The organism is Amycolatopsis sp. 2-15 (assembly GCF_030285625.1).
GTDB classification, from domain to species: Bacteria; Actinomycetota; Actinomycetes; order Mycobacteriales; family Pseudonocardiaceae; genus Amycolatopsis; species Amycolatopsis carbonis.
Map to the genome: position 1 here is coordinate 9583254 of NZ_CP127294.1, position 12939 is coordinate 9596192.

General features: G+C 70.6%; 9 protein-coding genes. 1 reads left to right on the forward strand and 8 read right to left on the reverse strand.

Annotated elements, in window-relative coordinates; genetic code table 11:
• Nucleotides 1–65: 65 nt before the first annotated feature.
• On the reverse strand, nucleotides 66–3668 hold the full coding sequence (gene smc / locus QRX50_RS47190) for a chromosome segregation protein SMC (protein ID WP_285969542.1): 3603 nt from the start codon (nucleotides 3666–3668) through the stop codon (nucleotides 66–68).
• A gap of 189 nt (nucleotides 3669–3857) precedes the next feature.
• Nucleotides 3858–4145: an acylphosphatase gene (locus QRX50_RS47195; RefSeq protein WP_285969543.1), complete on the reverse strand. Its 288-nt coding sequence runs from the start codon at nucleotides 4143–4145 to the stop codon at nucleotides 3858–3860.
• A gap of 248 nt (nucleotides 4146–4393) precedes the next feature.
• On the opposite strand from QRX50_RS47195, the gene QRX50_RS47200 reads away from it, so the two are divergent.
• Nucleotides 4394–5065, forward strand: coding sequence for a hypothetical protein (locus tag QRX50_RS47200; RefSeq protein WP_285969544.1), 672 nt, complete (start codon nucleotides 4394–4396; stop codon nucleotides 5063–5065).
• 59 nt (nucleotides 5066–5124) lie between these two features.
• Here QRX50_RS47200 and QRX50_RS47205 read toward each other — a convergent pair whose 3' ends face one another.
• Genes QRX50_RS47205 through kdpF form a run of 6 tightly spaced genes read right to left on the reverse strand, consistent with a single transcriptional unit; the run spans nucleotide 5125 to nucleotide 12879 of the window.
• On the reverse strand, nucleotides 5125–5823 hold the full coding sequence (locus QRX50_RS47205; protein ID WP_285969545.1) for a response regulator: 699 nt from the start codon (nucleotides 5821–5823) through the stop codon (nucleotides 5125–5127).
• Nucleotides 5820–8402: a DUF4118 domain-containing protein gene (locus QRX50_RS47210; RefSeq protein WP_285969546.1), complete on the reverse strand. Its 2583-nt coding sequence runs from the start codon at nucleotides 8400–8402 to the stop codon at nucleotides 5820–5822. The genes QRX50_RS47205 and QRX50_RS47210 overlap by 4 nt, the downstream gene beginning before the upstream one ends.
• A 4-nt stretch (nucleotides 8403–8406) precedes the next feature.
• Nucleotides 8407–9018 (reverse strand): potassium-transporting ATPase subunit C, encoded by a 612-nt coding sequence (locus tag QRX50_RS47215; RefSeq protein WP_285969547.1) that lies wholly within the window; start codon nucleotides 9016–9018, stop codon nucleotides 8407–8409.
• Between the two features lie 5 nt (nucleotides 9019–9023).
• Nucleotides 9024–11120 carry a potassium-transporting ATPase subunit KdpB gene (gene kdpB, locus QRX50_RS47220; protein ID WP_285969548.1) on the reverse strand — a complete coding sequence of 699 codons (2097 nt, stop codon included), beginning with the start codon at nucleotides 11118–11120 and terminating at the stop codon, nucleotides 9024–9026.
• Complete coding sequence (gene kdpA, locus QRX50_RS47225; protein WP_285969549.1) at nucleotides 11117–12778, reverse strand: potassium-transporting ATPase subunit KdpA; 1662 nt, start codon at nucleotides 12776–12778, stop codon at nucleotides 11117–11119. Before kdpA ends, kdpB begins: the two co-directional genes overlap by 4 nt.
• Nucleotides 12778–12879, reverse strand: a complete 102-nt coding sequence (gene kdpF, locus QRX50_RS47230; protein ID WP_220237749.1) for a K(+)-transporting ATPase subunit F — start codon at nucleotides 12877–12879, stop codon at nucleotides 12778–12780. The genes kdpA and kdpF overlap by 1 nt, the downstream gene beginning before the upstream one ends.
• Between the last annotated feature and the right edge of the window lie 60 nt (nucleotides 12880–12939).

The window sequence follows — 12939 nt, forward strand, 5'->3', positions numbered from 1 at the left end:
CAGCGCAACAAAAAAAGGGGGCTTCCCGGTTCACCACCGGGAAGCCCCCTTTTTCACGTCCGGAGTCAGATCGCGGGCACCGGCTCTTCGTCTTCGGCGCGCAGGCGCTGCGAGATCACCTTCGTGATGCCGTCGCCCTGCATGCTCACGCCGTAGAGCGCGTCGGCGATCTCCATGGTCGGCTTCTGGTGGGTGATGATGATCAGCTGCGACGAGTCGCGCAGCTGCTCCAGCAGCCCGATCAGCCGGCGCATGTTGGTGTCGTCGAGCGCCGCCTCGACCTCGTCCATCACGTAGAAGGGTGAGGGGCGGGCACGGAAGATGGCCACCAGCATGCCCACGGCCACCAGCGACTTCTCGCCACCCGACAGCAGCGACAGCCGCTTCACCTTCTTGCCCGGCGGGCGTGCCTCCACGTCGACGCCCGTGGCGAGCAGGTCGTTGGGCTGGGTGAGCACCATGCGGCCCTCGCCACCCGGGAACAGCACGCTGAACACGGTTTCGAACTCACGCGCCACGTCGGCGTAGGCCGAGGCGAAGACCTCAAGGATCTTCTCGTCGACCTGCCGTATCACGGCTTCGAGGTCCTTGCGCGTGTCCTTGAGGTCCTCGAGCTGGGTCGAGAGGAACTTGTAGCGCTCCTCCAGCGCCGCGAACTCCTCCAGCGCCAGCGGGTTGACCTTGCCCAGCAGCGTCAGGTCCTTCTCCGCGCGCTTGGCGCGGCGGGCCTGCGTGTCGCGGTCGTAGGGCATGGGCGGCGGCGGGGTCACGGCCTCGCCGCGCTCCTTGGCCGCCTCGTACTCGGCCATCTCGCCCGCGCTCGGCGGCACCGGCACGTCGGGGCCGTACTCCTGGACCAGGTCGGTGAGGCCGATGCCGAAGTCCTCGGCGATCTTGGCCTCGAGCGTCTCCAGCCGCAGCCGCTGCTCGGCGCGCAGGACCTCGTCGCGGTGCACGGCGTCGGTCAGCTTCTCGAGCTCGCCGGACAGCTCGCGGACCTTGGCCCGCACCGCGGTGAGCGCGGTCTCGCGGGTCTGGCGCTGCGCCTGCGCTTCGTCTCGTTCGGCGGCCGCGCGCTGCACGGAGTGCTCGATGCGTTCCAGCGCGAGCTCACCGGCGTTGACCACGGCGTTGGCGATCGCGGCGCCCCGCTCCCGCGCTTCGCGGGCCTTGGCGGCGCGTTCCCGGGCCTCTTGCTCGGCACGGGCCGCGCGACGCAGCGACTCGGCGCGCCCGGCGATGCTGCGCGCCCGCTCCTCGGAGGTGCGCTGCGCGAGCCGCGCCTCCATCTCCTCCTGGCGGACCACGGCGAGCTGTTCCACGGCCTCGTCGCGCTCGGCCGTGTCCGGGTCGTCCTCGACCGGCTGCTCGGCGACGGCGGCGAGTCGCTCCTCCAGCTCGGCCAGCTGCGCCAGCGCCTGCTCGCGGCTCTGCTCCACCTTCGCGCGCTGCCCGGCGAGGCGATCGACCTCGGCCTGCGCCGACCGCGCGGCCTGCTGCATCCGGTTCAGCCGCTCCGACGAACGCGCCTTGCGGACCTTCGCGTCGCCGAGGGCGTCCTTGGCCTGGCCGACCTCTTCGCGCCGGGCCTGCTGCTCGGCCCGGGCGCCTTCGAGCTCGGCGGTGTGGCGCTCCAGCGCGCGCTCGGCCGCGCGCAGCCGCTCGCCCGCCTCGTCGACCGCGGCCTGGACCTCGATCACGCTCTCGCGCGCGGCCGAACCACCGGCGACCCAGCGGGCGCCGAACACGTCTCCCTCGCCCGTGACCGCACGCACGTCCGGGTGGCTCGCCACCAGCTGACGCGCCACGTCGAGGTCGTCGACCAGCGCCAGCTTGTCCAGCGCCTGTTCCACGGCCGGGCGCAGCTGCTCCGGCGCCGTCACGACCTCACGGGCCCAGCGGGCGCCGTACGGAAGCATCGGCCACGACGACGTGTCCACACTGGACCCGTAGCTGCCCAGCACGATGCCCGCGCGGCCGGAATCGGTGTCCTTCAAGTACTTCAGCGCGGTCAGCGCCTGCTCGCCGCCGGCCACGGCCACGGCGTCGGCCACCGGCCCGAGCGCGGCGGCCAGCGCCACCTCGTGCCCCGGCTCCACCGTGAGCAGCGCGGCGACCGAGCCCAGCAGGCCCGGCAGCTCGTGCGACGCGCCCAGCAGCGCACCGGCGCCGTCCTTGCGCTTGAGACCCATCGACAGCGCCTCGACCCGCGCCCGCTCCGAGGAGATCTCGCGTTCCGTGGCGCGCTCGGCCTTCACCAGCTCTTCGACGCGCGCCTTGGCGGCGTTGTTGGCCTCGACCGCGCGGTCGTGGCGCTGCATCAGGTCCGCGTCGTCGGACTCCTCGACACCGCCCTCGGCCTTGGCCTCTTCGAGCTCCTCCAGCGCGATCTCCGCGCGCTCGGCGGACTCCTGCAGCGACACCGACAGGCGGTCGATCTCGTCGGCGGTGGCGCCGTTCTTGCTGCGCAGCGCCTCGACCTGGCCGGTCAGCTTCGCCATGCCCTCGCGGCGGTCGGCGATGGCCCGCACCGCGGCCCAGTGGGCGCGTTCGGCGGCCTGCACGCGCTGTTCGAGGTCCTCGCGCCGCAGCACGGTCTCGGCCAGCAGCTCCCTGGCCTCCATCACGGCCTCGTTGAGCTCCTGCTCGCGCTCGGCGACCTGCTCGGCCTCGGCCAGCAGCTCCTCCGGGTCACGACCGCCGGTCGGAGCCGACACGTCGGAGGACAGGTGGCGCTGACGCTCCACGGCGAGGCGCACGGTGCCGCGCAGGCGCTCGGCCAGCGCGGAGAGCTTGTACCAGGTCTCCTGCGCGGTCTGCAGCTTCGGCGCGTCCTCGGCGAGCGAGGCCTCCAGCTCCGTCTCTTCGGCGGCCACGACCTCCAGGGCCTGCTCCACCTCGGTACGGCGCTGGCGGGCGGTGCGCTCGTCGGCCTCTTCGCGGGCGATGGCGCCGCGCTGGGTCACCAGGTCGTCGGCCAGCAGGCGCAGGCGGGAGTCGCGCAGCTCGGACTGCACCGACTGGGCCTTGCGCGCGATCTCGGCCTGCTTGCCCAGCGGCTTGAGCTGGCGGCGCAGCTCGGTGGTGAGGTCACCGAGGCGGTCGAGGTTGCCCTGCATGTTCGCGAGCTTGCGCAAGGTCTGTTCCTTGCGCTTGCGGTGCTTGAGGACGCCCGCGGCCTCCTCGATGAACGCGCGGCGCTCTTCGGGCTTTGACTCGAGGATCGCCGAGAGCTGACCCTGCCCGACGATGACGTGCATCTCGCGGCCGATACCGGAGTCCGACAGCAGTTCCTGCACGTCCATCAGGCGGCAGCGGTCGCCGTTGATCTCGTACTCGCTCGCGCCGTCGCGGAACATGCGGCGCGTGATGGACACCTCGGAGTACTCGATCGGCAGCGCGCCGTCGGCGTTGTCAATGGTGAGCGTGACCTCCGCGCGGCCCAGCGGGGCGCGGCCCGCGGTGCCGGCGAAGATGACGTCTTCCATCTTGCCGCCGCGCAGGTCTTTCGCGCCCTGGGTGCCCATGACCCAGCGCAGCGCGTCGAGGACGTTGGACTTGCCCGAACCGTTGGGCCCGACCACGCACGTGATCCCTGGTTCGAACCGCAGCGTGGTGGCCGAGGCGAAGGACTTGAAACCCTTCAGCGTCAAGCTTTTCAGGTGCACGTGGTGCTGACCCTTCCGGCCGCGGGTACTGGCTCTACAGTCGGCCAAGGCTACCCGGGCACCCGCCGTGATCGCGGGAGGCCGCCCTCTCCCGGCGCGCCTAGCACAAAATGCGGCACACCGGCAACCCCTTGTGTCCCACCCGTCACAGCGCTCACTCGGGCGGCGTAGTCGCCGCTGTCCTGCCGCTCAGCGCTCGACGAAGCCCGTCAGACCGCCCTTCGCCGGGCTCCAGCGCTCGACGACGTGATCCACACTTCCGGGTGATTCTCCCGACCGCAGGGTGGCCAACAACCGCTCACAGTGGTCTCGACCACCCTCCGCTACCACCTCGACACGGCCGTCGGACAAGTTGCGGGCGAACCCGACCAGGCCGAGCTCCAGCGCGCGGCTCCGGGTCCACCAGCGGAAACCGACCCCCTGCACGTGCCCGTGAACCCACGCCGCCAACCGGATGTGTGTTTCTTCCTCACTCACGCGTCCATCCTGCCCCACGCCACCCGCTGCGGACAGTGACGGGGCAGGCCCCGTACCTGCGCGAATGGGTCACAGGCGGTGATAACCTCCCGGCCGGGGTCCGCGTCCGGCGCCCCGATCCCCCGAACCATTCCGGGGAGCCGGACCGAACCGCGCCACGACTTCCGGCGTCGAAAACCACCTGCGGCCGACGACGTCGAAAAAGCCGGTGCCGACCTGACAGCCTCGACCTGTACAGAGGAGCCTGCATGTCCCGTCCCGACGGGCCGGATCCGAGCTCACGCATCTCCGTCGCGCCGCCGAAGGCCGCGAGCGGCCTCATGAACCGGGCCGGTTACGCCATCCTCGGCGTGAGCGGCCTCGTCGTCGCCACGGCCTTCGCCGCGGTCGCCGAACTGGCGAGCCCGGGCAGCACCACCGCGACGTCCACGAACGTCCCCGGCGGCGGCCAGGGCACCCTGCCGGGCAGCTCGCAGGTCGTGCCGGGCAACGCCGTGCCGGGCGCCCCGATGACCGTGACCGGCGAGCCGACCCCCGGCGACCCGACGTCGGTCCCCTCGACCCCGACGACCGTGGTCTCCACGGGCGCCGACGGCGTGCCGACCACCACCGTGGTCATCCCGCCGCCGAACAACCCGCCCGGGCAGCCGGGCAACCCCGGGCAGAACCCGCCGCCCGGCGGCGGCAACACCAACACGGTCAAGCCGCCGACCACGACTCCGCGCAGCGACGACCCGCCGCCTACTTCATCGACAGGCTCGACACCGCCGAGCGATTCCTCCAGCCCGCCGCCGTCGAGCCCGACGTCCAGCAGCAGCGGTGGCGGCGGGTCGAGCAGCAGTGGTGAGCCGCCGAGCTCGCCGCCGGTGTCATCCTCCACGGACGTCCGCACGACGGACCCGACCGGTCCCACCAGCTGAAAACACGACGATGGCCGCCCCGCGGGGCGGCCATCGTCGTACTCAGACCTCCGTCGTCTTCAGACCTCGAAGCGGTACCCCATCCCGGGTTCCGTCAGCAGGTGCCGCGGGCGTGAGGGCTCCGGCTCCAGCTTCCGCCGCAGCTGCGCCAGGTACACGCGCAGGTAGTGCGACTCCGTCTCGTACGACGGGCCCCACACCTCGTGCAGGAGCTGCTTCTGCGCCACCAGCCGGCCGCGGTTGCGCACCAGCAGCTCCAGCACTCCCCACTCGGTCTTGGTCAGGTGCACCTCGCGCCCGTCGCGGCGGACCTTCTTCGCCGCCAGGTCGATCGTGAACGACCCGGTGTCCACCACGGCTTCCGCGCCGTCGGGGCCGGCCACTGTGGAGCGCCGCACCGCGGCCCGCAGCCGGGCGAGCAGCTCGTCCATGCCGAACGGTTTGGTCACGTAGTCGTCGGCGCCGGCATCGAGCGCCTGGACCTTGTCGGCCGAGTCGCCGCGCGCCGAGAGCACGATGATCGGCACGGTGGTCCAGCCGCGCAGGCCGGCGATCACCTCGGTGCCGTCGAGGTCGGGCAGCCCGAGGTCGAGCACCACCACGTCGGGTTTGGTCTCGGCCACGGCCTTGAGCGCCGCGGTGCCGTCGTGCGCCGTGATCACCTTGTACCCGCGGGCGTTGAGGTTGATCCGCAACGCGCGCACGATCTGCGGTTCGTCGTCGACCACCAGCACGGTCGCCGCTTTGTCGGAACTCATGTGCTCGCTCCCTCCACAGCCTCGTCCGCGGCCTCGTCGATCTTGAGGAGGTCCTTGTCCGGATTCTGCCCGGTGTAGGCGGGCAGCGAGATCACCACGGTGAGGCCGCCGCCCGGCGTGTCCTCGGCCCGGATGCTGCCGCCCATCGCCTCGATGAAGCCCTTCGCGACCGACAGCCCGAGCCCCACGCCGGGCGTCGAGTCGCGGTCGCCGCCGAGCCGCTGGAACGGCGCGAACGCCGAGTCCGCCGTGCCTTTCTTCAGGCCGCGGCCGTGGTCCACGATCCGCAGCTCCACGTACTCCGAGTGCGCGCTCGCCCGTGCCGAGACCACGCCACCGCCGTGGCGCAGGGCGTTGTCGAGGACGTTGGCGATCACCCGTTCGAGCAAGCCGGGATCGGCCAGCACCGAAGGCAGGCTCACGTCGACGCCCACCTTCACGTCGCGCGAGTCGTCCACATTGGACAATGCGTGGGCCACCACCTCGTCGTAGCCCACCGGCCGTAGGTGCGGCGTGACCGCGCCGGTGGCCAAGCGGGAGGAGTCGAGCAGGTTGTCGATGAGCCCGGCGAGCCGGTCGGCCGAGAGCTCGATGGCCTCCAGCAGCTCGCCCGTGTCCTCCTCGGACAGTGACAGGTCCGGCGCGCGCAGGCTGCCGATCGCCGCCTTGATGGACGTCAACGGCGTGCGCAGGTCGTGGCCGACGGCCGAGAGCAGCGTGGTGCGCAGCTCCGTCGCCTCGGCCTTGCGCTCGGCCGCCGCGGCGGCCGCGGCCATCCGTTGCTGGCGCAGCGCGAGCAGCGCCTGCCCGGCCACGGCGTCCAGCACCCGCCTGTCGGCCGCGGGCAGCGCCCGGCCGCGCAGGGTCAGGTGGACATCGGCCGTCACCGCGATGTCCACATCGGCCTCGTCCGGGTCGGCGCACGGGAACTGCCCGGCGATCGCAACCTTCTGCCACGCGCCGTTCTTCTTCTCCAGCAACGTGACCGACGTGAGGCCGAAGTTCTCCCGCACCTTCTCCAGCAGCCGCTCGATCGGGTTCGGGTTGGTCAGCACCGTGCGCGCGTACGACGCCAGCAGCGCGGCTTCCGTGCGCGCCCGCGCGGCCTGGCTGCCGCGCCGGGCCGCCGAGGCGACGACGAGGGCCACCAGCACGGCGACCACGATCATCGCCACAAGCGTGACCACGTTCTGCGGGCTGTGCACGTTGAGCGTGTACAGCGGTGGCGTGAAGAAGAAGTTGAGCAGGCCCGCTCCGAACACCGCCGCGAGCACCGCCGGGCCGAGCCCGCCCACGAGCGCGACGATCACCGTCGCGAGCACGTAGAGGATCACGTCGGTGGAGAACTCGACGGTGTCGCGCAGCAGCACGCCCAGGCCGGTCGCGAGAATCGGCAGCGCCAGGCTCAGCACCCAGCCCAGCACGAGCCGCGACGGCGCCAGCGGGCTCGCACCGAGCCGTGCCCGCAGCCGGCCACCGGCGTAGGAGTGCGTGACCATGTGCACGTCGATCGAGCCGGACTGCTGCACCACGGCCGCGCCGATGCCCTCGTCGAACAGCCGCGCCACCCGCGACCGGCGCGAGGTGCCGATCACGAGCTGCGTGGCGTTGACCCCGCGCGCGAAGTCCAGCAATGCGGTCGGCACGTCGTCGCCGACGACCGCGTGGAACGTGGCCCCGACCTCCTCGGCCAGCGTGCGGCTGCGGGCCATGGCCGTAGGCCCGAGGCCGGACAGCCCGTCGCCCCGCAGGATGTGCACCACCTGCAGCTCCGCGCCCGCGCGTGTGGCGATGCGGCTCGCGCGCCGGATGAGCGTCTCGCTCTCGGGTCCGCCGGTGATGGACACGACGACGCGTTCGCGCGCCTCCCACGTGTCGGTGATCTTCTGCTCGGCGCGGTAGCGCTGCAGGGCGACGTCGACCTGGTCGGCGACCCACAGCAGCGCCAGCTCGCGCAGCGCGGTGAGGTTGCCGGGCCGGAAGTAGTTGCCCAGCGCGGCGTCGATGCGCTCGGCCGGGTAGACGTTGCCGTGCGCGAGCCGGCGCCGCAGCGCCTCCGGCGTGATGTCCACGAGCTCCAACTGCTCGGCCTTGCGCACGACCTCGTCTGGAACCGTCTCCTGCTGCGTGACGCCGGTGATGCGCTCGACAACGTCGTTGAGGCTCTGCAGGTGCTGCACGTTGACCGTGGACAGCACGTCGATCCCCGACTCGAGCAGCTCCTCCACGTCCTGCCAGCGCTTGTCGTGGCGCGCGCCGGGCACGTTGGTGTGCGCCAGCTCGTCGATCACGACCACCTCGGGCGCCCGCTTCAGGATCGCTTCGAGGTCCATCTCCGCGAACTCGTGCCCGCGGTGGCTGACCGTGCGCCGGGGCACGATCTCGAGGCCGTCGAGCAGGTCGGCGGTCTTCTGCCGGCCGTGGGTCTCCACGAGGCCCACCACGACGTCGGTCCCGCGTTCCAGCCGGCGGCGGGCCTCGCCCAGCATCGCGAAAGTCTTGCCCACGCCCGGAGCCGCGCCGAGGTAGATCCGCAGTTCTCCTCGGCGCGGCTTCGGGGTCGTGCTCGGTGTGCTCACGCTGTCAGTGTGCTCCTGGCGCAGCGGAATGCACGGCCAAGTTGAGCAGCAGCACGTTCGCCCCGGGGACACCGATTCCGGCACCCGTCGTGTTGGCCGTCACCAGCTCGCGCACCTTGTCCTCGCTCAGCCCCGTGTTCTTCGCGACGCGCGGGATCTGCAGGTCGGCATAGGCGACGCTGATCGACGGGTCGAGGCCGGAACCGGAAGCGGTCACGGCGTCGGCCGGCACCTGGGCCGGGGCGACGTTCTCCCGCTTCGCGATGGCGTCTTTGCGCTCGGTGATGCTCTTGACGAGGTCCTCGTTGAACGGGCCCTTGTTCGACGCACCGGAGCTGGACGGGTCGGCGGGACCCAGCGCGTCCTTCGACAACGCCGAGGGCCGGTTGTGGAACCAGGGGTCGTGCGCCGGGTCGGCGGCGACCGGGTCGATCCCGATCAGCGACGACCCCACGGCCTGCCCGTTCTGCGTGACGACCGAGCCTTCCGCGTTCGACTGCAGGCCCGGGATCCGCCCGATCGCCCACACGGCGAGCGGGTAGATCAGCCCGAGCAGCACGGTCATCGCGATGATGACGCGCAGCCCCGCCCAGGTCTGCTTGACCAATGAGTTCATCAGATTCACCCGATTCCAGGGATGTGGCGCACGATCAGGTCGATCACCCAGATGCCGAGGAACGGGCTCACGATGCCGCCGAGGCCGTAGATCAGCAGATTCCGGCGCAGCAGCGCGGAAGCCGACGACGGCCGGTACCGCACGCCCCGCAGGGCCAGCGGGATCAGGCCGACGATGATCAGTGCGTTGAAGATGACGGCCGAGAGGATGGCCGACTGGGGTGTCGCCAGATGCATGATGTTCAGCGCGCCCAGCTGGGCGAAGATGGACGTGAACATCGCGGGCAGGATGGCGAAGTACTTCGCGAGGTCGTTCGCGACGCTGAACGTGGTGAGCGCGCCGCGCGTGATGAGCAGCTGCTTGCCGATCTCCACGATCTCGATGAGCTTCGTCGGGTTCGAGTCGAGGTCGACCATGTTGCCGGCCTCCTTCGCGGCCGACGTGCCCGTGTTCATCGCGACGCCGACGTCCGACTGCGCCAGCGCGGGAGCGTCGTTCGTGCCGTCACCCGTCATCGCGACGAGCCGCCCGCCTTCCTGCTCCTTCTTGATGAGCGCCATCTTGTCCTCGGGCTTGGCCTCGGCGAGGTAGTCGTCGACGCCCGCGTCCTCGGCGATGGCCTTGGCGGTGAGCGGGTTGTCACCCGTGATCATCACCGTCTTGATGCCCATCGAACGCAGTTCTTCGAACCGTTCCTTCATGCCCGGCTTGACCACGTCGGACAGCCGGATCACACCGCGCACGAACGCGTTGCCGGCGGTGTTTTCGGCGACCACCAGCGGCGTCCCGCCCTGCTGGCTGATCTCGTCGACGATCCGCTCGGTCTCGTCCGGCATCGCCCCGCCTCGCTCGCGCACCCACTGGCGCACGGCCGAGGTGGCGCCCTTGCGGACCTCGCGGTCGCCGAGGTCGACACCGCTCATCCGGGTCTGCGCCGTGAACGGCACGAACTCGGCGAGCTTCTCGTTGTCGCCGGCGGTTTCGGGCAGGCCGTGGTTGGCCGCGATCAGCTCGATGATGCTGCGGCCCTCGGGCGTGCCGTCGGCGAGGCTGGACAGCCGGGCCGCGCGGGCCAGATCGTCCATCGTGGACCCGCCGACGGGGATCAGTTCGGTGGCCTTGCGGTTGCCGAAGGTGATCGTGCCCGTCTTGTCGAGCAGCAGCGTCGAGACGTCGCCCGCGGCTTCCACCGCGCGCCCGGACGTAGCGAGCACGTTGCGCTGCACCAGCCGGTCCATGCCCGCGATGCCGATGGCGCTCAGCAGCGCGCCGATCGTGGTCGGGATCAGGCAGACGAGCAGCGCCGTCAGCACGATCACCGACTGCTCCTTGCCCGAGTACCCGGCCATCGGCTGCAGCGCCACCACGGCGAGCAGGAAGATGATGGTCAGGGTCGAGAGCAGGATCGTCAGCGCGATCTCGTTGGGCGTCTTCTGCCGGGAAGCGCCTTCCACCAACGCGATCATGCGGTCCACGAAGGACTCACCGGGCTTGGTGGTGATCTTCACGACGATCCGGTCGGACAGCACGGTGGTGCCACCCGTCACGGCCGAGCGGTCGCCGCCCGACTCGCGGATGACCGGCGCCGACTCGCCCGTGATGGCCGACTCGTCGACGGTCGCGATGCCCTCGACGACGTCACCGTCACCCGGGATGATCTGGCCGGCCTCGACGACGACCAGGTCGCCGACGCGCAGGTCGACCCCGGGCACGCTCTCCTCGGAGCCGTCTTCGGTCAGCCGCCGCGCGACCGTCTCCTTTTTGGACCTGCGCAGCGACTCTGCCTGCGCCTTGCCGCGTCCTTCGGCGACGGCCTCGGCGAGGTTCGCGAACAGCACGGTGAGCCACAGCCACACCGCGACGAGGATCGCGAACACGCTCGGCTCGACGATCGCGAACACCGTGGTGAGCGCCGAACCGGCCCACACCACGAACATCACGGGGTTCTTCAGCTGGTGCTTGGGGTTGAGCTTGCGCAGCGCCTCGGGCAACGAGAGCCAGAGCTGGCGCGCGTTGAACGCGCCCGCTCCGACGCGGCCCGCGTTCTCCGCGTGGTGCTGCCGGTCTTCCAGGGGACTTCGTGGGGTTTCGGTGACTGTCATGCCAACGCCTCCGCAACGGGCCCGAGCGCGAGCGCCGGGACGAAAGTGAGGGCCGCGACGAGGACGATGGTTCCGGTGAGCATCGTGGCGAACAGCGGCCCGGTGGTGGGCAGGGTGCCGGCGGTCTCGGGAACCTTCTTCTGCTTGGCCAGCGAACCGGCCAGGCAGAGGACCGCGATGATCGGGACGAACCGGCCGAGCAGCATCGCGACGCCGAACGAGGACTGGAACCAGTTGCTCGTGGCGGTCAGGCCGCCGAAGGCACTGCCGTTGTTGTTCGAGGTCGAGGCGTAGCCGTAGAGGACCTCCGACAGGCCGTGCGCGCCCGAGTTGCCCAGCGCGCTCTGCGTGTCGGGCATCGCCAAGGCGATCCCGGCGCCGACGAGCACGAGCGTCGGCATCGCGAGCATCGAGATCGCCGCGGCGGTGACCTCCCGCTTGCCGAGCTTCTTGCCCAGGTACTCCGGCGTGCGCCCGACCATCAGGCCCGCGAGGAACATCGCGATCACGGCCATCACGAGGATGCCGTAGAGACCGGTGCCGACGCCGCCCGGCGAGATCTCGCCGAAGAGCATGTTCAGCAACGGACCGCCGCCGCCCAGGCCCGAGAGGCTGTCGTGCGCGCCGTTGATCGCGCCCGTGGACGTACCCGTTGTCGTATCGGCGAAGATCGACGTGAGGCTCAGCCCGAAGCGTTGTTCCTTGCCCTCCATGTTGGCTCCGGCGGCCAGCGCGGCCGGGCTGTTGGTGAAGGACTCCGCGGTCCAGATCAGGGCCAGCATGGCGCCCCACAGCACGCCCATCACCGACAGCAGGACGTAGCCCTGCTTCTTGTTGCCCACCAGCTGCCCGAAGGTACGGGTGAGGCTGACCGGGATCACGAGGATCAGGAACATCTCGATGAGGTTCGTCCACGCGTTGGGGTTCTCGAACGGGTGCGAGGAGTTCGCGTTGAAGATCCCGCCGCCGTTGGTGCCGAGCTCCTTGATCGTCTCCTGGCTCGCCGCTGGCGCCAGCGCGATGGTGCTCTGGCTGCCGTCGGGGTTCGTCACCGCGACGCCGGAGTGGAGACTCTGCACCACACCCAGGCCGATGAGCACGATCGCGAAGACGAACGCCATCGGCAGCAGCACGCGGATCGTGCCGCGCGTGAGGTCCACCCAGAAGTTGCCGAGGCGGTCGGTCTTCGAGCGGATGAACCCGCGCGTCACCGCGATCGCGACGGCCAGGCCCACGCCCGCCGACACGAAGTTCTGCACGGTGAGGCCGGTCATCTGCACGAAGTGGCCCATCGTCGTCTCGGGGACGTAGGACTGCCAGTTCGTGTTCGCCACGAAGCTCGCCGCCGTGTTGAACGCGACCGAGGGCGACACCGCGCCGCGGCCGAAGTTCCACGGCAGCACCGACTGCAGGCGCTGCAGCAGGTAGAGCAGGACGATCGACGCGAAAGAGAACCCGAGCACCCCGGACGCGTACGTCTTCCAGTGTTGCTCGGAGTCCGGGTTGACGCGGACGATCTTGTAGAAGACCTTTTCGACCCGCCAGTGCTTCCCGTTCGAGAAGACGCGGGCCATGTAGTCGCCGAGCGGTTTGTAGACCACCGCCAGGGCGACGAGCAGCAGACCGACCTGGACGAGGCCGGCACCGACATCACTCATCAGAACTTCTCCGGCCTCACCAGTGCGATGAACAGGTAGACGATCAGGCCCAGCGCCAGCAGTCCGCCGACGATGTTGGCCACGGTGCCCGCGCCGCTCACAGCTTCTCCATCCCGCGCAGGGTCAGGGCGAGGACCACGAACACGCCGATCGTGAGCAAG